The sequence below is a fragment of the Burkholderia ambifaria AMMD genome, from assembly GCF_000203915.1.
Lineage (GTDB): Bacteria > Pseudomonadota > Gammaproteobacteria > Burkholderiales > Burkholderiaceae > Burkholderia > Burkholderia ambifaria.
In genome coordinates, this window is record NC_008390.1 from 608,758 (window position 1) to 631,615 (window position 22,858).

21 protein-coding genes are annotated in these 22,858 nt (G+C 67.8%); 17 read left to right on the forward strand and 4 right to left on the reverse strand.

All coding sequences use genetic code 11. The features are described 5' to 3' along the window. Positions 1 to 76 precede the first annotated feature (76 nt). Both alc and BAMB_RS02780 read left to right on the forward strand, forming a co-directional pair. The gene (gene alc, locus BAMB_RS02775) at positions 77 to 1,084 is read left to right on the forward strand and encodes an allantoicase (protein ID WP_011655953.1); all 1,008 of its coding nucleotides are present in this window, start codon (positions 77 to 79) and stop codon (positions 1,082 to 1,084) included. A 14-nt stretch (positions 1,085 to 1,098) separates the two neighbouring features. Beyond that, positions 1,099 to 1,623, forward strand: a complete 525-nt coding sequence (locus BAMB_RS02780) for an ureidoglycolate lyase (RefSeq protein ID WP_041491318.1) — start codon at positions 1,099 to 1,101, stop codon at positions 1,621 to 1,623. A gap of 197 nt (positions 1,624 to 1,820) precedes the next feature. On the opposite strand, the gene fur is transcribed toward BAMB_RS02780, so the two are convergent. Further along, the gene (gene fur / locus BAMB_RS02785; protein ID WP_006753314.1) at positions 1,821 to 2,249 is read right to left on the reverse strand and encodes a ferric iron uptake transcriptional regulator; all 429 of its coding nucleotides are present in this window, start codon (positions 2,247 to 2,249) and stop codon (positions 1,821 to 1,823) included. Between the two features lie 141 nt (positions 2,250 to 2,390). Between fur and BAMB_RS02790 the strand changes: the two genes are divergently transcribed. The 9 genes from BAMB_RS02790 to BAMB_RS02830 all read left to right on the forward strand — a co-directional run bounded on the left by BAMB_RS02790 (position 2,391) and on the right by BAMB_RS02830 (position 11,640). Further along, a complete protein-coding gene (locus BAMB_RS02790; protein ID WP_011655955.1) occupies positions 2,391 to 3,188 on the forward strand; it encodes an outer membrane protein assembly factor BamE in 798 nt (265 codons plus the stop codon). Positions 3,189 to 3,253: 65 nt separating this feature from the next. Next, positions 3,254 to 4,051 (forward strand): 4-hydroxy-tetrahydrodipicolinate reductase, encoded by a 798-nt coding sequence (gene dapB / locus BAMB_RS02795; RefSeq protein ID WP_011655956.1) that lies wholly within the window; start codon positions 3,254 to 3,256, stop codon positions 4,049 to 4,051. 19 nt (positions 4,052 to 4,070) lie between these two features. Beyond that, entirely contained in the window at positions 4,071 to 4,739 is a 669-nt protein-coding gene (locus BAMB_RS02800) for a MotA/TolQ/ExbB proton channel family protein (RefSeq protein WP_006755943.1), read from the forward strand. 22 nt (positions 4,740 to 4,761) lie between these two features. Further along, positions 4,762 to 5,217 (forward strand): ExbD/TolR family protein, encoded by a 456-nt coding sequence (locus BAMB_RS02805; protein WP_011655957.1) that lies wholly within the window; start codon positions 4,762 to 4,764, stop codon positions 5,215 to 5,217. Between the two features lie 280 nt (positions 5,218 to 5,497). Then, a complete protein-coding gene (gene leuS / locus BAMB_RS02810; protein WP_011655958.1) occupies positions 5,498 to 8,092 on the forward strand; it encodes a leucine--tRNA ligase in 2,595 nt (864 codons plus the stop codon). 38 nt (positions 8,093 to 8,130) lie between these two features. After that, positions 8,131 to 8,682 (forward strand): LPS-assembly lipoprotein LptE, encoded by a 552-nt coding sequence (locus BAMB_RS02815; RefSeq protein ID WP_011655959.1) that lies wholly within the window; start codon positions 8,131 to 8,133, stop codon positions 8,680 to 8,682. 18 nt (positions 8,683 to 8,700) lie between these two features. Continuing rightward, positions 8,701 to 9,795: a DNA polymerase III subunit delta gene (gene holA / locus BAMB_RS02820; RefSeq protein WP_011655960.1), complete on the forward strand. Its 1,095-nt coding sequence runs from the start codon at positions 8,701 to 8,703 to the stop codon at positions 9,793 to 9,795. A 133-nt stretch (positions 9,796 to 9,928) separates the two neighbouring features. Continuing rightward, on the forward strand, positions 9,929 to 11,200 hold the full coding sequence (locus BAMB_RS02825) for a glutamate-5-semialdehyde dehydrogenase (RefSeq protein WP_011655961.1): 1,272 nt from the start codon (positions 9,929 to 9,931) through the stop codon (positions 11,198 to 11,200). A gap of 17 nt (positions 11,201 to 11,217) precedes the next feature. Then, positions 11,218 to 11,640, forward strand: a complete 423-nt coding sequence (locus BAMB_RS02830; protein ID WP_011655962.1) for a CopD family protein — start codon at positions 11,218 to 11,220, stop codon at positions 11,638 to 11,640. 104 nt (positions 11,641 to 11,744) lie between these two features. On the opposite strand, the gene BAMB_RS02835 is transcribed toward BAMB_RS02830, so the two are convergent. After that, entirely contained in the window at positions 11,745 to 12,593 is an 849-nt protein-coding gene (locus tag BAMB_RS02835) for a MurR/RpiR family transcriptional regulator (protein WP_006760214.1), read from the reverse strand. Positions 12,594 to 12,885: 292 nt separating this feature from the next. On the opposite strand from BAMB_RS02835, the gene edd reads away from it, so the two are divergent. The 4 genes from edd to BAMB_RS02855 all read left to right on the forward strand — a co-directional run bounded on the left by edd (position 12,886) and on the right by BAMB_RS02855 (position 17,487). After that, positions 12,886 to 14,742, forward strand: a complete 1,857-nt coding sequence (gene edd / locus BAMB_RS02840; RefSeq protein WP_011655963.1) for a phosphogluconate dehydratase — start codon at positions 12,886 to 12,888, stop codon at positions 14,740 to 14,742. Between the two features lie 19 nt (positions 14,743 to 14,761). Further along, positions 14,762 to 15,388, forward strand: coding sequence for a bifunctional 4-hydroxy-2-oxoglutarate aldolase/2-dehydro-3-deoxy-phosphogluconate aldolase (gene eda / locus BAMB_RS02845; protein WP_011655964.1), 627 nt, complete (start codon positions 14,762 to 14,764; stop codon positions 15,386 to 15,388). A 219-nt stretch (positions 15,389 to 15,607) separates the two neighbouring features. Then, positions 15,608 to 16,969, forward strand: a complete 1,362-nt coding sequence (locus BAMB_RS02850; RefSeq protein WP_011655965.1) for a GntP family permease — start codon at positions 15,608 to 15,610, stop codon at positions 16,967 to 16,969. Between the two features lie 14 nt (positions 16,970 to 16,983). Beyond that, positions 16,984 to 17,487 (forward strand): gluconokinase, encoded by a 504-nt coding sequence (locus tag BAMB_RS02855; protein ID WP_006753807.1) that lies wholly within the window; start codon positions 16,984 to 16,986, stop codon positions 17,485 to 17,487. Between the two features lie 70 nt (positions 17,488 to 17,557). Here BAMB_RS02855 and BAMB_RS02860 read toward each other — a convergent pair whose 3' ends face one another. Next, positions 17,558 to 18,205, reverse strand: a complete 648-nt coding sequence (locus BAMB_RS02860) for a TetR/AcrR family transcriptional regulator (RefSeq protein WP_011655966.1) — start codon at positions 18,203 to 18,205, stop codon at positions 17,558 to 17,560. Positions 18,206 to 18,469: 264 nt separating this feature from the next. Between BAMB_RS02860 and BAMB_RS02865 the strand changes: the two genes are divergently transcribed. Then, a complete protein-coding gene (locus BAMB_RS02865) occupies positions 18,470 to 19,891 on the forward strand; it encodes an NAD(P)/FAD-dependent oxidoreductase (protein WP_011655967.1) in 1,422 nt (473 codons plus the stop codon). Positions 19,892 to 20,006: 115 nt separating this feature from the next. Here the strand turns inward: BAMB_RS02865 and purB are convergent, their stop codons facing one another. Further along, complete coding sequence (gene purB / locus BAMB_RS02870) at positions 20,007 to 21,395, reverse strand: adenylosuccinate lyase (protein WP_011655968.1); 1,389 nt, start codon at positions 21,393 to 21,395, stop codon at positions 20,007 to 20,009. Between the two features lie 313 nt (positions 21,396 to 21,708). On the opposite strand from purB, the gene BAMB_RS02875 reads away from it, so the two are divergent. Then, positions 21,709 to 22,662: a LysR substrate-binding domain-containing protein gene (locus BAMB_RS02875; protein ID WP_011655969.1), complete on the forward strand. Its 954-nt coding sequence runs from the start codon at positions 21,709 to 21,711 to the stop codon at positions 22,660 to 22,662. Positions 22,663 to 22,858: the final 196 nt, after the last annotated feature.

The window sequence follows — 22,858 nt, forward strand, 5'->3', positions numbered from 1 at the left end:
GCCGCTGCGCGCGATTGCATTTCCCGCGGCCGGCGCCACGACGCGCCGGCCCATCTCGAAAAATAGTGGAGACGACATGGCAGCCCCCATCCTCGATCCGAACGCGCCGGCTTTCACGCGGCGCTACATGAACCTCGCCGACCCGCGCCTGGGCGCGCAGGCGCTCTTCGCGAGCGACGAATTCTTCGCGCCGAAGGAGCGCATGCTCAATCCCGAGCCGGCCGTGTTCATCCCCGGCAAGTATGACGATCACGGCAAGTGGATGGACGGCTGGGAAACGCGCCGCAAGCGCACCACCGGCCACGACTTCTGCGTGGTCCGGCTCGCGCGGCCGGGCGTGATCTACGGCGTCGATCTCGATACGAGCCACTTCACCGGCAACTTCCCGCCGGCTGCGTCGATCGACGCCTGCGCGGTGGACGGCGATACGCCGCCGGAGGACGCCGAATGGCGTACGCTCGTGCCCGCGACGACGCTGCAGGGCAATTCGCATCACTATGTCGGCGTCGACGACGCGCAACCGGTCACGCACCTGCGCGTGAACCTGTATCCGGACGGCGGGCTCGCGCGCCTGCGCGTGTACGGCCAGCCGCAGCGCGACTGGCGCCACGTACCGGCGGGCGAGCTCGTCGATCTCGCGGCGATCGAGAACGGCGGCTACCTGGTGGCCGCGAACAACCAGCACTTCGGCGCGGCCTCGCAGATGCTGATGCCGGGGCGCGGCGCGAACATGGGCGACGGCTGGGAAACGCGGCGGCGCCGCGAGCCCGGCAACGACTGGGCGATCGTCGCGCTGGCGCGGCCGGGCATCATCCGGCGCGTCGAGGTCGATACGGCATTCTTCAAGGGCAACTTCCCCGACCGCTGTTCGCTGCAGGCCGCGCGGGTCGCGGGCGGCACCGACGACTCGCTCGTCACGCAGGCGATGTTCTGGGCCGAACTGCTCGGCGAGCAGAAGCTGCAGATGGACCACGTGCATACGTTCGACCAGCTCGCGGCACTCGGCCCCGTCACGCACGTGCGCTTCAACATCTTCCCGGACGGCGGCGTGTCGCGCCTGCGTCTGTGGGGCGAGCCGGCTTGAAGGAGGGCAACGGCATGAGCGGACCCCATATCCTGCGCGTCGAGCGCCTGACCCGCGAAGCGTTCGCGCCGTTCGGCGACGTGATCGCGCTCGAAGGCGCGCGGCATTTCCCGATCAACGGCGGCACGACCGAGCGCTTTCACGATCTCGCGACGATCGACGTCTGCGCGGACGGCGGCCGGCCGCTCGTCAGCGTGTTTCGCGCGCAGCCGCGCACGCTGCCGGTCGCGATCACGCTGATGGAGCGCCACCCGCACGGCAGCCAGGCGTTCATCCCGCTCGCGGCCGTGTCGCGCTACGCGATCGTCGTCGCGCCGGCCGGCGAGTTCCGGCCCGACGCGATGCGCGCGTTCCTGGCCGAAGGCTGGCAGGGCGTGAATTACGCGAAGGGCGTCTGGCACCATCCGCTGCTCGCGCTCGACGCGGTGAGCGACTTCGTGATCGTCGACCGTGGCGGCCCGCAGCCGAACTGCGACGAGATTCCGCTCGACGAACCCTGGGCGCTCGAGTTCGAGCCGGCCTGCGCGAGCGCGACCTGACGCACGGCGAAGGGCCGCATCAGGCGTCGACGATCGCGCGGCGGCTGCACGGCCCGCCGCCGCACGCTCGATTGAAAACATCGTTCCGACCCGGCCCGCAGGCCACCCGCGGGCCGTTTTTCATTCCGGCTCCGAAAACGACACGGCCCGGGCGGCGGGATGCCGGCCGGGCCGTGGCGCTTGTGCGAAGGGTTCGATCAGTGCTTGCGGTGCGGGCAGTTCTCCGTCGTGCACGAACCGTACATCGCGAGCGAGTGCTCCTGGAGCCGGAAGCCGCGTTCCTTCGCGATCGCCTGCTGGCGGCTTTCGATCTCGGCATCGAAGAACTCCTCGACGCGGCCGCAATCGAGGCAGACGAGGTGATCGTGGTGCGAACCTTCATTCAATTCGAACACGGCCTTGCCGGATTCGAAGTTGCTGCGCGTGAGCAGGCCGGCCTGCTCGAACTGCGTCAGCACGCGGTAAACGGTGGCGAGCCCGATGTCGAGCTGCTCGTTGAGCAGGTTGCGGTAGACGTCTTCGGCAGTCAGGTGACGCACGGGGCTTTGCTGGAAGATCTCGAGAATCTTGAGGCGCGGTAGGGTGGCCTTTAGCCCGATATTCTTGAGATCCGTCGGATTGGTCATGGCTAGGCATCCCTAGAGTACAATGCAGGGCTTCATGTTACCGGCTTTTCGCCGTTCCAGAAACACGCGCGGCTCGCGACGCGGGCCTGCACGGTGACGGAAATGTTCCCGGAATCTCTTTCGCACTTTCAGAGGAGTCGCATGCGGAGTGCCATCATCGCTGCCGCCGCCGTTGCCGCGCTGGCTGGTTGTTCGTCGTACGACAGCGTGACGCAGCGTATCGCGCAGAGCATCACGCCCTATCGGATCACCGTCGTGCAGGGCAACTTCGTGTCGCAGGAGAAGGCCGCGCAGCTGCAGGCCGGCATGACGCGCGAGCAGGTCCGCGCGCTGCTCGGCACGCCGCTGCTGGCCGACATGTTCCATGCCGACCGCTGGGATTACCTCTTTTACTTCAAGCGCGGCTCGACGTCCGTCGTCCAGCAGCGCGATCTCGTGCTGACGTTCGCGAGCGATCGCCTCGCGAGCTGGACCGGCGCCGACAACCTGCCTTCCGAGCTCGACCTGCTGGCCGATATCGACGGCGACCGCGGCGGCAAGAAGGCGAAGGCCGCCGCCGAGGCGAAGCGGGCGGCCGAGGCCGCTGCTGCCGCGAGCGCCGCGCAGGCTGCCGAGGCCGCGAGCCCGTCCACCGGGCTGGCGTCCGGCGCGGTGGTCGACCAGGATGCGAACGCCCAGGCGGCGCGCGCGGCGAACCGCGCGACCAACCAGGTATCGGGGCAGGGCTCGGCCAGCCGCCGCTTCACGCCGTCCGCGCAGGCTTCGGGCGGCGCGCCGGTGCCGGGCGGCCAGCCGCCGGGCGCCGCGCCGGCGATCCAGCCGCAGTTCCAGTTCCACCGCCCGCCGCAGCCGAACGTGTCGAACGAAGCGGCGCCGCCGGTCGGCCCGCAAGGCTCCGACAACCTGCAGAACCAGCCGCTCACCGCGCCGGCGCAGTAAACGTCCGGCATGCGGAAACAGGGCGGCATGCGCCGCCCGCCTTTAGACCTGTCGTGTAGAAAGCCATGAAGATTGCGATTGCCGGTGCATCGGGCCGTATGGGCCGGATGCTGATCGAAGCCGTTCTCAATGATTCCGACGCGCAGCTCGTCGGCGCGCTCGACCGCGCCGATTCGCCGTTCCTCGGCCAGGACGCGGGCGCGTTCCTCGGCAAGGAAACCGGAGTCAAGCTGACCGACGACCTCGATGCCGTGTTCGCGCAGGCTGACTACCTGATCGACTTCACGCGGCCGGAAGGCACGATTGCGCACGTCGCGGCCGCGCTGCGCCACGAAGTGAAGCTCGTGATCGGCACGACCGGCTTCACCGCCGAGCAGAAGGCCGAGCTGCAGGCCGCCGCGGCCCGGATCGGCATCGTGTTCGCGGCGAACATGAGCGTCGGCGTGAACGTCACGCTGAAGCTGCTCGAATTCGCGGCGAAGCATTTCTCGCACGGCTACGACATCGAGATCATCGAGGCGCACCACCGTCACAAGGTCGACGCGCCGTCGGGCACCGCGCTGATGATGGGCGAGGCCGTGGCCGGCGCGCTCGGGCGCTCGCTGGAGGACTGCGCGGTATACGGCCGCCAGGGCGTGACGGGCGAACGCGATCCGTCGACGATCGGCTTTGCGGCCGTGCGCGGCGGCGACATCGTCGGCGATCACACCGTGCTGTTCGCCGGGATCGGCGAACGGATCGAGATCACGCACAAGTCGTCGAGCCGCGTGTCGTACGCGCAGGGTGCGCTGCGTGCGGTCCGCTTCCTGTCGGCGCGCGGCGCCGGCCTGTTCGACATGCAGGACGTGCTCGGCCTGCGCTGACCCTCACGGGGAAACTCCGATGGCCATTCCCACCGGCGTTGTCCACTACCTCGAAAGCGGCGATGCGATCACGCACGCCGTCGCCTATGTGCTGCTGGCGATGTCCGTCGCCAGCTGGTGCTTTCTCCTGATGAAGGCCTGGCTGCTGGTCCGCGCGAAGCGGCAGGGGCCGCGCGCGCTCGCCGCGTTCTGGCGCGCGGCGTCGCTCGACGCGGGCATCGACGCGCTCGCCGGCGCCGATCGCGAGCGCGTGTTCGTGCCGCTCGCCGAAGCCGCGCGCGACGCGGCCGACGAACACGATCCGGCCGCGCTGGCCGCGCGCGTCGAGCGCAGCGAACGCGTGCTGCGCGCGCTGCGTCACGCAATGCTGCGCTCGCAGCGGCGTCTCGAGTTCGGTCAGGTGCTGCTCGCGTCGATCGGCAGCACCGCGCCGTTCGTCGGGCTGCTCGGCACCGTGTGGGGCATCTATCACGCGCTCGGCAGCATCGCCGCGAGCGGACAGGCGCAGATCGAGAACGTCGCGGGGCCGGTCGGCGAGGCGCTGATCATGACCGCGTTCGGGCTCGTCGTCGCGATTCCCGCGGTGCTTGCCTACAACATCCTCGGGCGGCTCGTGCGCCAACTCGCCGAGGAACTCGACGGCTTCGCGCGCGACCTGCACGTATTCGTGTGCGCGCAGGGCGCCTGACGCGCAGCCGGGAGGAGCGACCATGGCATTCGGCGGACTGGAGCACCACAAGACATCCGCGCCGATGGCGGAGATCAACATGACGCCGCTGATCGACGTGATGCTCGTGCTGCTCGTCATCTTCATCATTACCGCGCCGCTGATGACGCACGCGATCCGGCTCGACCTGCCGAAGGTCGCGGCCGGCGTCGCGCGCGATACGCCGCAATCGGTCACGCTGTCGATCGACGACGCCGGCAAGCTGTACTGGGACGACACACCCGTCGCACTCGACGCGCTGCCGGCGCGCTTTCAGGCCGCCGCCGCGGGCGCCGCGCCGCCCGAGCTGCGGCTGCGCGCGTCGCGCGCGACCCGCTACGACGTGATCGCGCAGGTGATGGGCGCCGCGCAGGCCGCGGGCCTCACGCGAATCGGCTTCGTCACCGACGTGCCGCCGGCGGGCGCCGCCGCGCCGGCCGCCGCGGGCGCGAAACCCTGACCTGCCGGCCGCCTGCGAGCCCGGCGCAGGCAAGAATGCGCCGCGGCCCGCGAGACCCGGCCGTACCGCCCGCCACGGACGGTATAATCGTCGTTTCCGCCCGGTTGGCAGGGTTTCGCCGGGTAACCTGGAGACCTTCCGGGTTACCCGGCGAATATCCGGAACCATGATGCAGGCCCGAGAACCGTGAGCCTGCTCCCGCCGCCGGGCTGCCCGATTTCGTCCACTTCCGCGTGCCCGCCTCGTGGCGCGCTGCTTAAAGCCTAGTCCGAACCACACCATGCACGAGAGATACGTACCCGCCGACGTCGAAGCCGCCGCCCAGGGCGACTGGCGCGCAGCCGATGCCTACAAGACGAGGGAAGATTCGCAGAAGCCGAAGTTCTACTGCGTGTCGATGCTGCCGTATCCGTCCGGCAAGCTGCACATGGGTCACGTGCGCAACTACACGATCAACGACGTGATGTACCGCTATCTGCGGATGAACGGCTACAACACGCTGATGCCGATGGGCTGGGACGCGTTCGGGATGCCGGCCGAGAACGCCGCGATGGCGAACGGCGTGCCGCCCGCGAAGTGGACCTACGACAACATCGACTACATGAAGGGCCAGATGCAGTCGATGGGCCTCGCGATCGACTGGTCGCGCGAAATCGCGACGTGCAAGCCCGACTACTACAAGTGGAACCAGTGGCTGTTCCTGAAGATGCTCGAGAAGGGCATCGCGTACAAGAAGACGGGCACCGTGAACTGGGACCCGGTCGACCAGACCGTGCTCGCGAACGAGCAGGTGATCGACGGCCGCGGCTGGCGCTCGGGCGCGCTCGTCGAGAAGCGCGAGATCCCGATGTACTACCTGCGGATCACGCAATACGCCGATGAACTGCTGAACGATCTCGACGGCCTCGGCTGGCCCGAGCGCGTGAAGATCATGCAGCAGAACTGGATCGGCAAGAGCTTCGGCGTGAACTTCGGCTTCCCGTACGAACTCGACGGCGAGAAGGCGCTCCTGCGCGTGTTCACGACGCGTGCCGACACGATCCTGGGCGTCACGTTCTGCGCGGTCGCGGCCGAGCACCCGCTTGCCACGCGCCTCGCGCAGGGCAAGCCCGAACTGCAGGCGTTCATCGACGAATGCAAGCGCGGCGGCGTCGCCGAGGCCGATGTCGCGACGATGGAGAAGAAGGGCGTCGCGACGGGCTTCTCGGTGTCGCACCCGCTCACGGGCGAGCCGGTCGAGGTCTGGATCGGCAACTACGTGCTGATGAGCTATGGCGAAGGCGCGGTGATGGGCGTGCCGGGCCACGACGAGCGCGATTTCGCATTCGCGAAGAAGTACGGCCTGCCGATCAAGCAGGTGATTGCGAGCGAAGGGCAGACGTACTCGCTGGATGCGTGGCAGGAGTGGTACGGCGACAAGGAAACCGCGGTCTGCGTGAACAGCGGCAAGTACGACGGCCTGCGCTACGCGGATGCGGTCGACGCGGTCGCGGCCGACCTGAAGGCCGGCGGCTACGGCGACAAGCAGGTCACGTGGCGCCTGCGCGACTGGGGCGTGTCGCGCCAGCGCTACTGGGGCACGCCGATCCCGATCATCCACTGCCCGTCGTGCGGCGACGTGCCGGTGCCGGAGCAGGACCTGCCGGTCGTGCTGCCGGAAGACCTCGTGCCGGACGGCTCGGGTAACCCGCTCGCGAAGTCGGAAGCGTTCCTGAACTGCTCGTGCCCGAAGTGCGGCGCGGCCGCGAAGCGCGAGACCGACACGATGGATACCTTCGTCGATTCGTCGTGGTATTTCTCGCGCTACACGGCGCCGGACGCCGACACGATGGTCGACGCGCGCACCGATTACTGGATGCCGATGGATCAGTACATCGGCGGCATCGAGCACGCGATCCTGCACTTGCTGTATTCGCGCTTCTGGACCAAGGTGATGCGTGACCTCGGCCTCGTGAAGTTCGGCGAGCCGGCGAAGAACCTGCTCACGCAGGGGATGGTGCTGAACGAGACGTTCTACCGCGAAGACGCATCCGGCAAGAAGACCTGGTACAACCCGGCCGACGTGACGGTCACGCACGACGACAAGGGCCGCCCGGTCGGCGCGACGCTGAACACGGACGGCCAGCCGGTCGTGCTCGGCGGCATCGAGAAGATGTCGAAGTCGAAGAACAACGGCGTCGATCCGCAGGTGCTGATCGACCAGTACGGCGCCGATACCGCGCGCCTGTTCACGATGTTCGCGGCGCCGCCCGAGCAGCAGCTCGAGTGGTCGGGCGCGGGTGTCGAAGGCGCGAGCCGCTTCCTGCGCCGTGTATGGAGCTTCGGCGCGACGAATCGCGAGGCGCTCGCTACGCGCGCGGGCTTCGACGCGGCCGCGCTCGGCGACGCCGACAAGGCGCTGCGCCGCGAAATCTACAGCGTGCTGAAGCAGGCCGATTTCGACTACCAACGCCTGCAGTACAACACGGTCGTGTCGGCCGCGATGAAGATGCTGAACGCGATCGACGGCGCGAAGGGCGCGACGCCCGCCGTGCTGCGCGAGACGTACGGCGTGCTGCTGCGCGTGCTGTACCCTGTCGTGCCGCACGTCACGTTCGAGCTGTGGAAGGCGCTCGGCTACGCGGACGAATTCGGCCCGCTGCTCGACGCACCGTGGCCGAAGGTCGACGAGGCCGCGCTCGAGCAGGCCGAGATCGAACTCGTGCTGCAGGTGAACGGCAAGGTGCGAGGCGCGCTGAAGGTCGCGAAGGACGCGAGCCGCGAGGCGATCGAAGCCGCGGCAGTGGCCGACGAAGCGTTCGCGAAGTTCAGCGACGGCAAGCCGGCGAAGAAGATCGTCGTCGTGCCCGGCCGCCTCGTGAACATCGTCGTCTGACGGCCATTGGCCGTCGGGCGCACACAGAAGGAGCGAAGGTGATCCGCAGATCGTTTTTGGGGCTCGTCGGCAGCGCGGTCGCGCTGTCGGCATGCGGTTTCCAGTTGCGCGGCAGGCAGGACTACGCGTTCAAGCGCCTGCTGGTGGCCGGCGCGCCGGCGCCCGTCGAGGCGCGGCTCGTGCGCCTCGTCGAGGCTGGCAGCGACACGAAGATCGTCAAGTCGATGGACGAAGCCGATGCCGTGCTGCGCATGTCGGAGTCGCGCGGGCAGAACACGCTGACGCTCAACAAGTACGGCTCCGCGCAGGAATATGCGCTCTACTACACGTTGAATTTCACGCTGACGAGCCAGGACGGCACGCTGCTGATCCCGCCGAGCGCGATCGCGCTGAACCGCGCGATGACGTACAGCGATCAGTACACCAACGCGAAGGCGCAGGAAGCCGAGATTCTGTACGCCGACATGCAGAACGACGCGGTCGACCAGCTGATGCGGCGTCTCGCGATCGTCCACTCGCTGACGCCGGCGCCGGAGGACGTGGTGCCGGGCGTCGCGCCGCGCGCGCCGCTGCCGCCGCCGCCGCTGTAATCGCCGGCGCACGCACCGATGCAATTGCGACTTGATGCGCTGGAGCCGCACCTCGCGAAGGGGATGGCCGGGCTCTACACCGTCTACGGCGACGAGCCGCTGCTCGCGCAGGAAGCGTGCGACCGCATTCGTGCGGCCGCGCGCGCGGCCGGCTTCACCGAGCGTTCGGTGCATACGGTCGAGCGCGGCTTCGACTGGAGCGTGCTGCTCGGCGCGACGCAGGCGATGTCGCTGTTCGGCGAGCGCCAGCTGATCGAGCTGCGCATTCCGTCGGGCAAGCCCGGCAAGGAAGGCGCCGATGCGCTGAAGACGCTCGCGGCGACTCCCAACCCCGACGCGCTGATGCTCGTCACGTTGCCGCGCCTCGACGCGGCAACGCAGAAATCCGCATGGTTTACCGCGCTGCAGAACGGCGGCGTCGCGCTGAAGATCGATCCGGTCGAGCGCGCGCAGCTGCCGAACTGGATCGGCCAGCGTCTGTCGATGCAGGGCCAGCGCGTCGCGCCCGGCGACGACGGGCGGCGCGCGCTGCAGTTCATCGCGGAGCGCGTCGAGGGCAACCTGCTCGCCGCGCATCAGGAAATCCAGAAACTCGGGCTGCTCTATCCGCAGGGCGTGCTGTCGTTCGAGCAGGTGCACGACGCGGTGCTGAATGTCGCGCGCTACGACGTGTTCAAGCTGAACGAGGCGATGCTCGCGGGTGACGCCGCGCGGCTCGCGCGGATGATCGACGGGCTGAAGGGCGAGGGCGAGGCGATCGTGCTCGTGATGTGGGCCGTCGTCGAGGAATTGCGCACGCTGCTGCGGATCAAGCGTGGCACGACGGCCGGCAAGCCGCTCGCCACGCTGCTGCGCGAGAACCGCGTGTGGGGCCCGCGCGAGCGGCTGATCGGCCCCGCGCTGAACCGCGTGTCGGAACCCGTGCTCGAAAAGGCGCTCGCGTTCGCCGCGAAACTCGACCGGCAGGTGAAGGGGCTGTCGGCGATCACGCCGGGCCGCCGCTCGCAGGACGATCCGCCGCCCGACCCGTGGGACGGCCTGTTCCAGCTCGCGATGACGGTGGCGGGCGCCCGCGGCGAGCGACCGCCGCCCGCGGGTCGCGTGCGGCGTTAAGCCGGGCCTTCAGCGCACGCATCGCAACCCGCTTACAATGTTTCGGTAAGCCGGCGCGGCCGGCCTGCCGCCGCGCCTCACGCTTCCCCACGAATTCACGCCGCGCCAAGCGGCTCGCTTCTCGAGTCACACGATGGATATCGACCAGTACATGACGGACCTGGGCCGCCGTGCCCGGCACGCTTCCCGCGCGATGGCGCGCGCCAGCACGGCCGCGAAGAACGCGGCGCTCGACGCCGTGGCCCGCGCGATCGAGCGCGATGCGCAGGCGCTGAAGGATGCGAATGCACGCGACGTCGCCCGTGCCCGCGAAAAGGGGCTCGACGCGGCGTTCATCGATCGCCTGACGCTGTCCGACAACGCGCTGAAGACGATGGTCGAAGGTCTGCGCCAGGTCGCGTCGCTGGCCGATCCGATCGGCGAGATCGGCAACCTCAAGTACCGCCCGAGCGGGATCCAGGTCGGCCAGATGCGCGTGCCGCTCGGCGTGATCGGCATCATCTACGAGTCGCGCCCGAACGTGACGATCGACGCGGCCGCGCTGTGCCTGAAGTCGGGCAACGCGACGATCCTGCGCGGCGGCTCCGAGGCGCTCGAATCGAACGCGGCGCTCGCGAAGCTGATCGGCGAAGGGCTCGAGGCGGCCGGGCTGCCGCAGGATGCGGTGCAGGTCGTCGCGACCGCCGATCGCGCCGCGGTCGGCAAGCTGATCACGATGACCGACTACGTCGACGTGATCGTGCCGCGCGGCGGCAAGAGCCTGATCGAGCGCCTGATCAACGAGGCGCGCGTGCCGATGATCAAGCACCTCGACGGCATCTGCCACGTGTATGTCGACGATCGCGCCGATCTCGCGAAGGCACTGACCGTGTGCGACAACGCGAAGACGCACCGCTACGGCACCTGCAACACGATGGAAACGCTGCTCGTGGCGAGCGGCATCGCGGCGACGCTGCTGCCGCCGCTCGGCAAGCTGTATCGCGACAAGCAGGTCGAGCTGCGCGTCGATGCGGCCGCGCGCGCGGTGCTCGCCGAGGCGGGCGTCGGCCCGCTCGTCGATGCGACCGACGAAGACTGGCACACCGAATATCTCGCGCCGGTGCTCGCGATCAAGGTCGTCGACGGCCTCGACGCCGCGATCGAGCACATCAATCACTACGGCTCGCATCACACCGATGCGATCGTCACCGAGGATCACGACCGCGCGATGCGCTTCCTGCGCGAAGTCGATTCGGCCAGCGTGATGGTCAACGCGTCGACGCGCTTCGCGGACGGCTTCGAATTCGGCCTCGGCGCCGAAATCGGCATCTCGAACGACAAGCTGCACGCACGCGGCCCCGTCGGCCTGGAAGGGCTCACGTCGCTGAAGTACGTCGTGCTCGGGCACGGCGAAGGCCGTCAGTAAAGCGAGGCGCACAATTGATGGCAATGCTCTGGGTCAAGACGTTCCATATCGTTCTGATCGCCGCGTGGTTCGCGGGGCTGTTCTACCTGCCGCGCATCTACGTGAACCTGGCCATGGAGACCGATCCGGCCGCGGTGCGGCGCCTGCTGCTGATGGCGCGCAAGCTGTTCCGCTTCATGACGATGATCGCGGTGCCGGCGCTCGCGTGCGGGCTGTGGCTCTGGCTCGTGATCGGCATCGGCCAGGGGCAGGGCTGGATCCACGCGAAGGTGACGGTGGTGCTGCTGCTCATCGTCTACCACGCGTATTGCGGCCACCTGCTGCGCGTGTTCGAGCGCGGCGAGAACCGCCGCACCGACAAGTGGTATCGCGTGTTCAACGAGCTGCCGGTGCTCGGCATGCTCGCCGCGGTCGCGCTGGCCGTGATCAAGCCGTTCTGAACCCTGCCAGCGGCTCTTCTGACGAGCATGCCGGCGATTGATCGACGCACACATGAAAACACGGCGCCCTTCAGGGCGCCGTTTTCATATGCGCGTCGTGCGCGTCAATCTTTCGTCGGGTCGTCGATCCGGCGGCGCGTGATCGCCTCCTTCGCGCGGCCGACGCGCTCCATCAGCGCCGGCCCGCGCGACAGCGCGACGCCGACCGCGAGGATGTCGCCGATCGCGAGGTGCGACATCCGCGACGTCATCGGCGAGAACACGTCGGTTTCCTCGGCCACGTTCGACGCGAGGCTCACCGTCGCGAGTTTCGCGAGCGGCGAATGGCTCTGCGTGATCGCGACGACCTTCGCGCCGCACGCGAGCGCGGAGCGCGCGGCATCGACGATGTCGCGCGTGCGGCCGGTGTTCGAGATCGCGACGACGACGTCGTGCGGCCCGAGCAGCGCCGACGACATCGAGAACGTGTGCGGGTCCGAATACGCGACGCTCGGCACGCCGAGCCGGAAGAACTTGTGCTGGATGTCCTGCGCGGCGATGCCCGAGCCGCCGGCGCCGTAGAACTCGATGCGCGACGCGTTCGACAGCAGCGAGATCGCATCGGCGACGCTGCCGGCCGACAGGCTGTTGCGCACCTCGATCAGCGCCCCGATCGTGCGGTCGAACACCTTGCCGATGATGCCGGGCGCGGGCTCGTCGGGCTCGACGTCGCGATACACCGACGACACGCCGGGCGCCACGCTCTGCGCGAGCCGGATCTTGAATTCGCGAAAGCCGCTGCAGCCGAGCGCCTGGCAGAAGCGCGCGATGGTCGGCTGGCTGACGCCGGCGCGGGTCGACAGCTCGGTCATCGCGAGGTCGAGCACCTCGCGCGGCGCGGCGAGGATGTAGTCGGCGAGCTTGCGCTCGGACGGGCGCAGTTCGGCGCGGATCGCTTCAATGCGAGGCAGCATGGGGCGGCGGATGGAAATGGGGTTCGGGTAGGGAGTGTATCGCAATCGAATTGTAGAAAATCTACATGAAAATGCTAGCTCCAACGCCGGTAATTTGTGCTTCAGTCGGGGTGATGAATTAGGGTTTTCACTAGGTAAAGCCTTACTGGTGGCGGGAATGTGGGTTGCACGTCGGTTGATCTGCATTGCGTCTATGTAGTTTTTCTACTAGACTTGCTTCGTTCGTTCGACGTACTCGACCGTCCCCACGATTCCAACCGCCGGTGTCGTCCGGCATACAGGAGCGCCCAGCATGACGTCGCTGCACCCCACTCTGGCGAAAGTCACCGAACGCGTGATCGCCCGCAGCCAATCGACCCGTTCCGCCTATCTGCAGCGCATCGACGGCGCGCAAGGCAAGTTCCCGGCGCGCGGCGCGCTGTCGTGCGCGAACCTCGCGCACGGCTTCGCGGGTCTCGAAGGCAGCGACAAGTTCCAGATCAAGGCAATCCGCGAGCCGAACATCGGCATCGTGTCCTCGTACAACGAGATGCTGTCCGCGCACGCGCCGTACAAGGATTTCCCCGACATCATCAAGGCCGCCGCGCGCGAGAACGGCGGCGTCGCGCAATTCGCGGGCGGCGTGCCGGCGATGTGCGACGGCGTCACGCAGGGCAACCCCGGGATGGAGCTGTCGCTGTTCTCACGCGAGGCGATCGCGATGGGCACGGCGATCGCGCTCACGCACAACATGTTCGACACGGCGCTCTGCCTCGGCATCTGCGACAAGATCGTGCCGGGCCTGCTGATCGGCGCGCTGCAGTTCGGCCACCTGCCGACCATCTTCGTGCCGGCCGGCCCGATGACGAGCGGCCTGTCGAACGACGACAAGGCGAAGATCCGCCAGCAGTTCGCGACGGGCCAAGTGGGCCGCGACGCGCTGCTCGAAGCCGAATCGGCCGCGTATCACGGCCACGGCACCTGCACGTTCTACGGCACCGCGAACAGCAACCAGATGCTGATGGAGCTGATGGGCCTGCACCTGCCGGGCTCGGCGTTCGTCCATCCGCACACGCCGCTGCGCGACGCGCTGACCGCCGAAGCCGCGCGCCGCGTGCTCGACCTGACGGTCGAGCGCGGCCAGTACACGCCGATCGGCCATGTGATCGACGAGAAGGCGATCGTCAACGGGATCGTCGCGCTGCTCGCGACAGGCGGCTCGACCAACCACACGCTGCACCTCGTCGCGATCGCGCGTGCGGCCGGCGTGCTGATCGACTGGAACGATTTCGACGAGCTGTCGGCCGTCGTGCCGCTGCTCGCGAAGATCTACCCGAACGGCAAGGCGGACGTGAACCATTTCCACGCGGCGGGTGGCGTTGCGTTCCTGGTGCGCAACCTGCTCGAAGGCGGGCTGCTGCACGAAGACGTGACGACGGTCGCCGGCCGTGGCCTGTCGCACTACACGAAGGAGCCGAAGCTGATCGACGGCAAGCTGACGTGGGTCGACGGCACGGCCGAGAGCCACGATACGAAGGTGCTGCGCGGCATTCGCGAGCCGTTCCAGCCGGACGGCGGCCTGCGCCTGATGCAGGGCCGGCTCGGCCGCGGCGTGATCAAGATTTCGGCGGTCGCGCCCGAGCACCGCAAGGTGACGGCGCCCGCGATCGTGTTCGATTCGCAGGAAGCCGTGCAGGCGGCATTCGATCGCGGCGAGCTGAAGCGCGATTTCGTCGCGGTCGTGCGCTTCCAGGGCGCGCGCGCGAACGGGATGCCCGAGCTGCACCGTTTGACGCCGCTGCTCGGCGTGCTGCAGGATCAGGGCTTCCACGTCGCGCTCGTCACCGACGGCCGCATGTCCGGCGCATCGGGCAAGGTGCCGGCGGTGATCCACGTGTCGCCGGAAGCGCTGCTGGCCGGCCCGCTGGGCAAGGTGCAGACGGGCGACACGCTCGTGATCGACGCGGAAGCCGGCATTCTCGACATCGAGGTCGACGAAGCCGAGTGGCAAGCGCGCGCGGTCGCGCAGCCGCTGCACCAGGCCGACAACGAGACGGGTTTCGGGCGCGAACTGTTCGGCGTGTTCCGCGCGGCGGCCGCGCCGGCCGAGCAGGGCGCATCGGTTTTCGGAACGCTGGTCGGCGAAACGGCCGTCGGCGTCGCTGCATGAATTTCAAGGAGTGTCTTCAATGAAGAGGATTGGCGAAATCGTGAAGCTGGGCCCGGTGATTCCGGTGCTCGCATTCGACTCGGTCGAGCAGGGTGAACATGTGTCGCGCGCGCTGCACGCGGGCGGCGTCAAGGTGCTCGAGATCACGCTGCGCACGCCGGCGGGCCTGGAGGCGATCCAGCGCGCGAGCCAGCTCGCGCAGGACATCGTCGTCGGCGTCGGCACGATCACGAAGCCCGAGCACTGCGCGCAGGCGAAGCGCGCGGGCGCGAAGTTCGGCGTGTCGCCGGGCCTGACGAAGGACCTGCACCTCGCGTCGCTCGACGCCGATCTGCCGCTGCTGCCGGGCGTGATGACGCCGAGCGACATCATCCAGGCGCTCGAATTCGGCTACGAGATCGTCAAGTTCTTCCCCGCGCAGCAGGCTGGCGGCGTGCCGATGCTGCAGGCGTTCCACGGCCCGTTCCCGGCGCTGAAGTTCTGCCCGACGGGCGGCATCACCGCCGAAAGCGCGCCGAGTTTCCTGAAGCTGCCGAACGTCGTGTGCGTCGGCGGCTCGTGGCTCACGCCGAAAGCCGCGCTCGCCGCGCAGGACTGGGCCGAGGTCACGCGCCTCGCGCAAACCGCGAGCCAGCTCCCCCGCTAAGACTTGTACGAAATGATCGTTTGGCCCTCGGTAAGCAAGCGCTTAGTGCTTGTTTTACCGAGGGTTTTTGCTGATGGAACCGGTTCTATCCGTGGGTCGCAAAGATAAGTAAAATTCAGCGTCCTTCACGGGGGGTACCCCCGTGTTCCGGAGACCTGCATAGCCGGGCATACTCGCAACACCTCGCCCGGTTCGAACAAATTCTAGGAGGAGTGCCACATGGGGGCTGTCCAAGGCAGCATGCTGCTCGTATTCACGCTGATCGCGATCGCCGCGCTGATCCTGATGATCGCGCGCTACAAGATCTACCCGTTCCTGGTGCTGATCATCGTTTCGCTGGGCCTCGGTCTCGTCGTCGGCATGCCGATGGACAAGATCGTCAAGTCGTTCGAAACGGGCACCGGCGGCACGCTCGGCCACATCGCGATCGTCGTCGGCCTCGGCACGATGCTCGGCAAGATGATGGCCGAATCGGGCGGCGCCGAACGGATCGCGACCACGCTGATCGACTGGTTCGGTGAAAAGAACATCCACTGGGCGATGATGTTCGTCGCGATCATCGTCGGCCTGCCGGTGTTCTTCGAAGTCGGTTTCGTGCTGCTGATCCCGATCGCGTTCAACGTCGCGAAGCGCACCGGCAAGTCGCTGCTCGTCGTCGGCCTGCCGATGGTGGCCGGCCTGTCCGTCGTGCACGGGCTGATCCCGCCGCACCCGGCCGCGCTGCTGGCCGTTCAGCAATACGGCGCCGATATCGGCAAGACGATCGCCTTCGGCCTGATCGTCGGCGTGCCGACCGCGATCATCGCCGGTCCGCTGTTCGCGCTGGCGATCTCGAAGTTCGTGAAGCTGCCGGAAAACAATCCGCTCGCCGCGCAGTTCGTCGATACGCACACGGAAGGCCGCAAGCGCGAACTGCCGAGCTTCGGCATCACGCTGTTCACGATCCTGCTGCCCGTCGTGCTGATGCTGGTCGGCAGCTGGGCCGACCTGGTGTTCGCGCCGAAGTCGCTGCCGAACAACCTGCTGCGCTTTGCCGGCAACTCCGACGTCGCGCTGCTGATCGCCGTGCTGGTGAGCTTCTTCACGTTCGGCAAGCTGCAAGGCTTCAACCGCGACCAGATCCAGAAGTTCTGCGGCGAGTGTCTGGCGCCGATCGCCGGCATCACGCTGATCGTCGGTGCGGGCGGCGGCTTCGGCGGCGTCCTGCGCGACAGCGGGATCTCGCAGCAGATCGTCGAGACCGCGAAGCACGCGCATCTGTCGCCGCTGCTGCTCGGCTGGTTCGTCGCGGCGCTGATGCGTCTCGCGACGGGTTCGGCGACGGTCGCGATGACGACGGCCTGCGGCATCGTCGCGCCGATCGCGGCGGCGTCCGGCGCGGCGGTCAGTCCGGAGCTGCTGGTGCTCGCGACGGGCTCGGGCTCGCTGATCTTCTCGCACGTGAACGACGGCGGCTTCTGGCTGATCAAGGAATACTTCGGGATGACGGTCGGTCAGACGTTCAAGACCTGGTCGCTGCTTGAAACCATCATCTCGGTGCTCGGTCTTAGCTTCACGCTGCTGCTGAGCCTGGTTTTGTAACAAAGGGGTAGTCAATGATTCTGATCGCAATGGGCGTGTCGGGCGCGGGCAAGTCGCGAATCGGCGAAATGCTGGCGGAACGCCTGTCGTGCAGCTATACCGATGGCGACGCGTTTCACAGCGCGGCGAACAAGGAAAAGATGCATCACGGCATTCCGCTGACCGACGACGACCGCTGGCCGTGGCTGCGCACGATCCGCGCGGCCATCGAGGAAAAGCAGCGCGCCGGCGAGACGGCCGTGTTCACGTGCTCGTCGCTGAAGCGGTCGTACCGCGACGTGCTGCGCGGCACCGACACCGACGTGCGGTTCGTGTATCTGAAGGGTTCGTTCGAGGTATTGCAGGAGCGCCTGAAGAGCCGCACCGGCCATTTCTTCGATCCGTCGCTGCTGAAGAGCCAGCTCGACACGCTCGAGGAGCCGGGCCCGGACGAAGCGATCGAGGTCAGCATCGAGTTGACGCCCGAACAGATCGTCGATGAAGTGATGGTGAAGATCGGCTTCGCGCAGCAGCACTGAGCGCGGTTTGCCGCCATCTTCATGAAAAAGGCGCCTTCGGGCGCCTTTTTTTGTTGGCGGCGCGCGCCGGTCAGGCCGCGTGCGCGTGCCGCGCGATGCCGTCGAGCAGCACGTCGAGCATCGTGTCATGCACCACGGCCGGATCGAGCCGCGCATAGAGCGGCGCGGCCGATTTGACGAGCGGATGCGCGGTATCGGACAGCGCATCCATTTCCGCGAGCTCGACGTCGTTCGCGGGCCGCGTGAGGCCGCCGGCCTCGGCGGCGGCGAGCCCGATCACGCTCGCATACCAGCCGACGCATACGGCCGGCAGCGCGGTGCGCGCGATGCCGGCGTCGGCCAGCGCGCGATGCACGGCCTCGATGTGCGCGAGATCGGCCGGCCCCGTGCTCATGTGCCGCTGCAGCAGCGCGAACGCGGCCGGGTAGCGCAGCGCGAGCGCGCGGTACTGGCGCGCGAGATCGCGCAGCCGGTCGCGCCATGGCAGCGTGTCGTCGACCGGTACCAGCGAGCGCGACAGCGCATTCGCGATCGCACGGGTCAGGCCGTCCTTCGACTTGAAGTGATACAGCACGCTCATCGGGTCGCAACCGACCGACTGCGCGAGCTTGCGCACGCTGAATGCGGCTTCGCCGACCTCTTCGAGCAGCGCGAGCGCGGCCGCGACGATTGCGTCCTTGTCGAGGCCGCGCGGGCCTTGGGCGGGTTTGTCTTTCATGGGGCGGTGGTGGCGGGCGACTGTCAGCTTGACGAAAGCATATTCTACGCTGTAGAATTATTTCTGCGGTGTAGAAATTGGGTGTCCCGGCACCTTTCAATACGTGCTTTCGCACAGTCCCGGGATCCAGGCAGGCACACGTGCCTGCCGTCAACACGGGCAATCGCGCCCTTTATCTCGTTGACACCCAAGTGGAACCGGCTGCCCCACCCGCGAAGCCTCACGGCCCTTCGACTGGCGGCCCAAGACCATGCAAGTGCAATCATGACCACCTACAACAAACCCCTGATCCAGGGCGAATCGCGTTTCGACCAGACGCAACTGAACATCGAAAAGGACAACTGGAACTGGAGCGAGCCGTCCCGCTACGACGGCGAGCGTCCGGCCAACTGGTACGAGGCGTCGCTGTCGCGCCACGAAAACAGTGCGCCGCTCGCGCACGACGCCGTGTGCGACGTGCTGGTGATCGGCTCCGGGCTGCTCGGCGCATCGGCCGCGCTGCATCTCGCGGAAGCGGGCGTCGACACGATCCTCGTCGACAAGCATCACGTCGGCTCCGCGGCGTCGGGCCGCAACGGCGGCCAGCTCACGCCGGGCCTCGCGCGCTGGGAAGCCGCCGACATGATCGACTACCTGTCGCACGACGATGCGAAGCGGCTGTGGCGCTTCGCATCGACCGAATCGATGGACCTGATCGATGAAATCGGCGCGCGTTACGCGCTCGACCTCGATCGCAAGCGCGGCCACGTGACGGCGGCGGTCCACCCGGGCCACATGAGCGCGCTGCTCGACGGCGCGGACGCCCGCCGCCATCTCGGCGACGCAGGCGTGACGCTCGTCGGCCGCCATCAGCTGCACGACGAATATGTGCGCTCGGGCCTGTATCACGGCGCGGCGATCGACGCGCTCGGCGGCCAGCTTCATCCACTCGCGCTGGTGCGCGGCCTCGTGCACGGCTTCCAGTTGAACGGCGGCGCGCTGTACGAGGGCACCGAGGTGCTCGAGCTCGACGAAACGCCCGCGGGCGTCGTCGCGACGACGCCGGGCGGCACGATCACCGCGCGTCGCGGCGTCGTGCTCGCGCTGCACAACACGACGTTCCGGCTGCTGGACGACGGCGGCGCGACCACCGTGCCGTTCTTCACGTATGTGAGCGTGACGGCGCCGCTCGACGTCGATGTCGCGACGCTGATGCCGGCCGGCATGCCGGTGTACGACACGCAGTTCCAGATCGACTACTACCGGCCGGTGCGCGGCAACCGGCTGCTGTTCGGCGGGCAGGGCACCGGCTCGTGCTGGCCGCAGCAGGACGTCAACGCGTATCTGCTGACGCGGCTGAATACCGTGTTCCCGCAGCACGACGGCCGCTTCGCGCTCGACTACTGCTGGAGCGGCGTCAGCGACTTCACGCTGAACGGCGCGACCGACAGCCGCAAGACCGACGGCCGCGTGCCGATGTACATGGTGCAGGGCTGGAGCGGGCACGGCGTCGCGCAGACGGTGCGGATCGGCAAGGCGATCTGCGACGATTTCGTCGGACGCAACGACGACTTCTCGATGCTGACCGGCATCGACCATCGCGAGATTCCGCTCGGCCGGCAGTTGTCGCCGATCGCGATTCCGGCGGCGAAAGCGGCGATGAGTGTGATGAGCGCGCTGAATCCGGGGCGGATGATCTCGTTCTGAGGTGCCGGTTTTCCGACGCGCTGGCCGCGCGCCGGCCGCCAACGAAAAAGCCCGATGCGAACTTGCTCGCATCGGGCTTTTTTTCCGTCCGTTTTCCGTCCGGTAACGGCGGCGCTTACGCGATCCGCTTTGCCAGTTCGACGGCCTTGCCGATGTACGACGCAGGCGTCATCGCGAGCAGGCGATCCTTCGCGTCCTGCGGGATCGCCAGCGTGCCGACGAATTCCTGCAGCGCTTCGCGCGTGATGCCCTTGCCGCGCGTCAGTTCCTTCAGCTGCTCGTACGGGTTCTCGATGCCGTAGCGGCGCATCACCGTCTGCACCGGCTCCGCGAGCACTTCCCAGCAGTTGTCGAGGTCTTCGTTCAGGCGCTGCGGGTTCACTTCGAGCTTGTCGAGGCCGCGGATCAGCGAGTCGTACGCGAGCAGCGAGTAGCCGAGCGCGACGCCCATGTTGCGCAGCACCGTCGAGTCGGTCAGGTCACGCTGCCAGCGCGACACCGGCAGCTTGTCGGCGAGGTGGCGCAGCGTCGCGTTTGCGAGGCCGAGGTTGCCTTCCGAGTTCTCGAAATCGATCGGGTTGACCTTGTGCGGCATCGTCGACGAGCCGATCTCGCCGGCCTTCGTCTTCTGCTTGAAGTAGCCGACCGAGATGTAGCCCCACACGTCGCGGTCGAGGTCGAGCAGGATCGTGTTCGCGCGAGCGACCGCGTCGAACAGCTCGGCCATGTAGTCGTGCGGCTCGATCTGGATCGTGTACGGGTTGAACGTCAGCTTCAGGCGGTTCTCGATCACGTCGCGCGAGAACGCTTCCCAGTCGAATTCCGGATACGCGGACAGATGCGCGTTGAAGTTGCCGACCGCGCCGTTCATCTTGCCGAGGATCTCGACCTTCTCGATGCGCGCGATCGCGCGGGCGAGGCGCGCGGCGACGTTCGCGAGTTCCTTGCCGAGCGTCGTCGGGCTGGCCGGCTGGCCGTGCGTGCGCGACAGCATCGGCTGCTCGGCGTGCGCATGCGACAGCGCGACGAGGCGCTGATGGACCGTGTGCAGCGCCGGCAGGATCACGTGCTCGCGCGCGCCGGCGAGCATCATCCCGTGCGACGTGTTGTTGATGTCTTCGGACGTGCACGCGAAGTGGATGAATTCGCTGGCCTTTTCGAGCTCGGCCTGGCCCTTGACCGATTCCTTCAGCCAGTATTCGACGGCCTTCACGTCGTGGTTCGTCACGCGCTCGATTTCCTTGATGCGCGCGGCGTCGTGCGCGGTGAAGCGCTCGGCGAGCTGCAGCAGGAATTGTTCGGAGGCGTCGGAGAAGCGGGGGACTTCCGCGAAGCCGGCGCGCGACAGCGCGATCAGCCAGTGCACCTCGACGGTGACGCGGTGGCGCATGAAGGCGGCTTCGGAGAGCCAGTCGCGCAGCGCTTCGGTCTTGCTGGCGTAGCGGCCGTCGATGGGCGAGAGCGCGGTGAGGGCGAAAAGCGTATCGGGACGAGTGTCGGACATGATCGGGCTGGGCCTTGGAGCCGGGGCGAACGAGGGGGAGGAGAATCCGGCATTTTACCATTGGCGCGGGTCGATTCCGGCCGAACCGGTCCGGCCGGCCCTGCTGCGGGCGATCGGCGTGCACCCAGCGGCCGGCCGTCGCGCATCCGGCCTGGCGGCGGGCACCTGGGCCGGCTCGCCGGGTCCGCCTGTCACACCGCCGCCGCCCGCCGGCCCCGCCGTCGACCCCACCGTCGACCCCACCGCCGACCCACACCCGCCCGCCGGTAGAATGCAGGCTTCATCCCGACCGCCGCCCGCCGCGCCCGCCTGCATGGAACTGAAATGGCTCGAAGACTTCGTCTCGCTCGCGGAAACGCGCAGCTTTAGCCGGTCCGCCGAACTGCGGCACGTGTCGCAGCCCGCGTTCTCGCGGCGCATCCAGGCGCTGGAAGCCTGGCTCGCGACCGAACTGATCGACCGTTCGGTCTATCCGACGCGGCTCACGCAGGCCGGCCAGATCTTCTACGAGCAGGCGCTGACGATGCTGTCGCAGGCGCACGAGGCGCGCACGCTGCTGCGCGGCCACGTCGGCGCGCCGGTGCCGACGATCGAGTTCGCGGTGCCGCACACGCTGTCGCTCACGTATTTCCCGCGCTGGCTGCAGCGGATCGAGGCGAAGATGGGGCAGGTCCACACGCGGCTGCGCGCGCTGAACGTGCACGATGCCGTGCTGTCGCTCGTCGAGGGCGGCTGCGATCTCGTGATGGGCTACCACCACCCGAGCCACCCGGTCGCGCTCGACCCGGCGCGCTACGACATGCTGATCCTCGGCAGCGAGCCGATCAGCGCGTTCTCGGCGCCGGGCCGCGCCGGCCGGCCGCGCTACACGCTGCCGGGCACGGCCGATGCGCGCGTGCCGTACCTGTCGTATACGCCGAACGCGTATCTCGGCCGGATGACCGAAGTCATCGTTGCGAACGCACCGACGCGGCTGTTCCTCGATCGCGTGTACGAAACCGACATGGCCGAAGGGCTGAAGGCGATGGCGCTCGCGGGCCACGGCGTCGCGTTCCTGCCGCACAGCGCGGTCGAGGACGCGGTGGCCGGCGGCCGGCTGATCCGGCTCGACCGTTCCGCGCGCGGCGGCACGCATCCGTACACGCTGACGATGGAGATTCGCCTGTACTGCGACAAGCTCGCGCTGCAGGGCGACGATCCGCGCCAGAAACTGGTGCGCGCGTTGTGGGAAGTCGTGCGCGACGAACTACGCGACACGGCCGAATGATGGAACCGAGCACGGCCGCGCGCGCCTGACGACGAGCTTGCCGCGCCTGTCGGACAGCTGTCCGGCGAGCGTCCCGCATATTGCACCAACGATTTTCGCGCAGCGCGATGCACGACCGATCGCGGGCGTTCTTGCGCAAATCGACCATGGATTTGCGAAAAATCCCGATCATGCAAGAAACGCATAATCGAATAAG

Bases quoted from the DNA above. Each gene is read 5' to 3' on its own strand.
- alc (WP_011655953.1), top strand. From the start codon at position 77: ATGGCAGCCCCCATCCTCGATCCGAACGCGCCGGCTTTCACGCGGCGC.
- BAMB_RS02780 (WP_041491318.1), top strand. From the start codon at position 1,099: ATGAGCGGACCCCATATCCTGCGCGTCGAGCGCCTGACCCGCGAAGCG.
- fur (WP_006753314.1), bottom strand. From the start codon at position 2,249: ATGACCAATCCGACGGATCTCAAGAATATCGGGCTAAAGGCCACCCTA.
- BAMB_RS02790 (WP_011655955.1), top strand. From the start codon at position 2,391: ATGCGGAGTGCCATCATCGCTGCCGCCGCCGTTGCCGCGCTGGCTGGT.
- dapB (WP_011655956.1), top strand. From the start codon at position 3,254: ATGAAGATTGCGATTGCCGGTGCATCGGGCCGTATGGGCCGGATGCTG.
- BAMB_RS02800 (WP_006755943.1), top strand. From the start codon at position 4,071: ATGGCCATTCCCACCGGCGTTGTCCACTACCTCGAAAGCGGCGATGCG.
- BAMB_RS02805 (WP_011655957.1), top strand. From the start codon at position 4,762: ATGGCATTCGGCGGACTGGAGCACCACAAGACATCCGCGCCGATGGCG.
- leuS (WP_011655958.1), top strand. From the start codon at position 5,498: ATGCACGAGAGATACGTACCCGCCGACGTCGAAGCCGCCGCCCAGGGC.
- holA (WP_011655960.1), top strand. From the start codon at position 8,701: ATGCAATTGCGACTTGATGCGCTGGAGCCGCACCTCGCGAAGGGGATG.
- BAMB_RS02825 (WP_011655961.1), top strand. From the start codon at position 9,929: ATGGATATCGACCAGTACATGACGGACCTGGGCCGCCGTGCCCGGCAC.
- BAMB_RS02830 (WP_011655962.1), top strand. From the start codon at position 11,218: ATGGCAATGCTCTGGGTCAAGACGTTCCATATCGTTCTGATCGCCGCG.
- BAMB_RS02835 (WP_006760214.1), bottom strand. From the start codon at position 12,593: ATGCTGCCTCGCATTGAAGCGATCCGCGCCGAACTGCGCCCGTCCGAG.
- edd (WP_011655963.1), top strand. From the start codon at position 12,886: ATGACGTCGCTGCACCCCACTCTGGCGAAAGTCACCGAACGCGTGATC.
- eda (WP_011655964.1), top strand. From the start codon at position 14,762: ATGAAGAGGATTGGCGAAATCGTGAAGCTGGGCCCGGTGATTCCGGTG.
- BAMB_RS02850 (WP_011655965.1), top strand. From the start codon at position 15,608: ATGGGGGCTGTCCAAGGCAGCATGCTGCTCGTATTCACGCTGATCGCG.
- BAMB_RS02855 (WP_006753807.1), top strand. From the start codon at position 16,984: ATGATTCTGATCGCAATGGGCGTGTCGGGCGCGGGCAAGTCGCGAATC.
- BAMB_RS02860 (WP_011655966.1), bottom strand. From the start codon at position 18,205: ATGAAAGACAAACCCGCCCAAGGCCCGCGCGGCCTCGACAAGGACGCA.
- BAMB_RS02865 (WP_011655967.1), top strand. From the start codon at position 18,470: ATGACCACCTACAACAAACCCCTGATCCAGGGCGAATCGCGTTTCGAC.
- purB (WP_011655968.1), bottom strand. From the start codon at position 21,395: ATGTCCGACACTCGTCCCGATACGCTTTTCGCCCTCACCGCGCTCTCG.
- BAMB_RS02875 (WP_011655969.1), top strand. From the start codon at position 21,709: ATGGAACTGAAATGGCTCGAAGACTTCGTCTCGCTCGCGGAAACGCGC.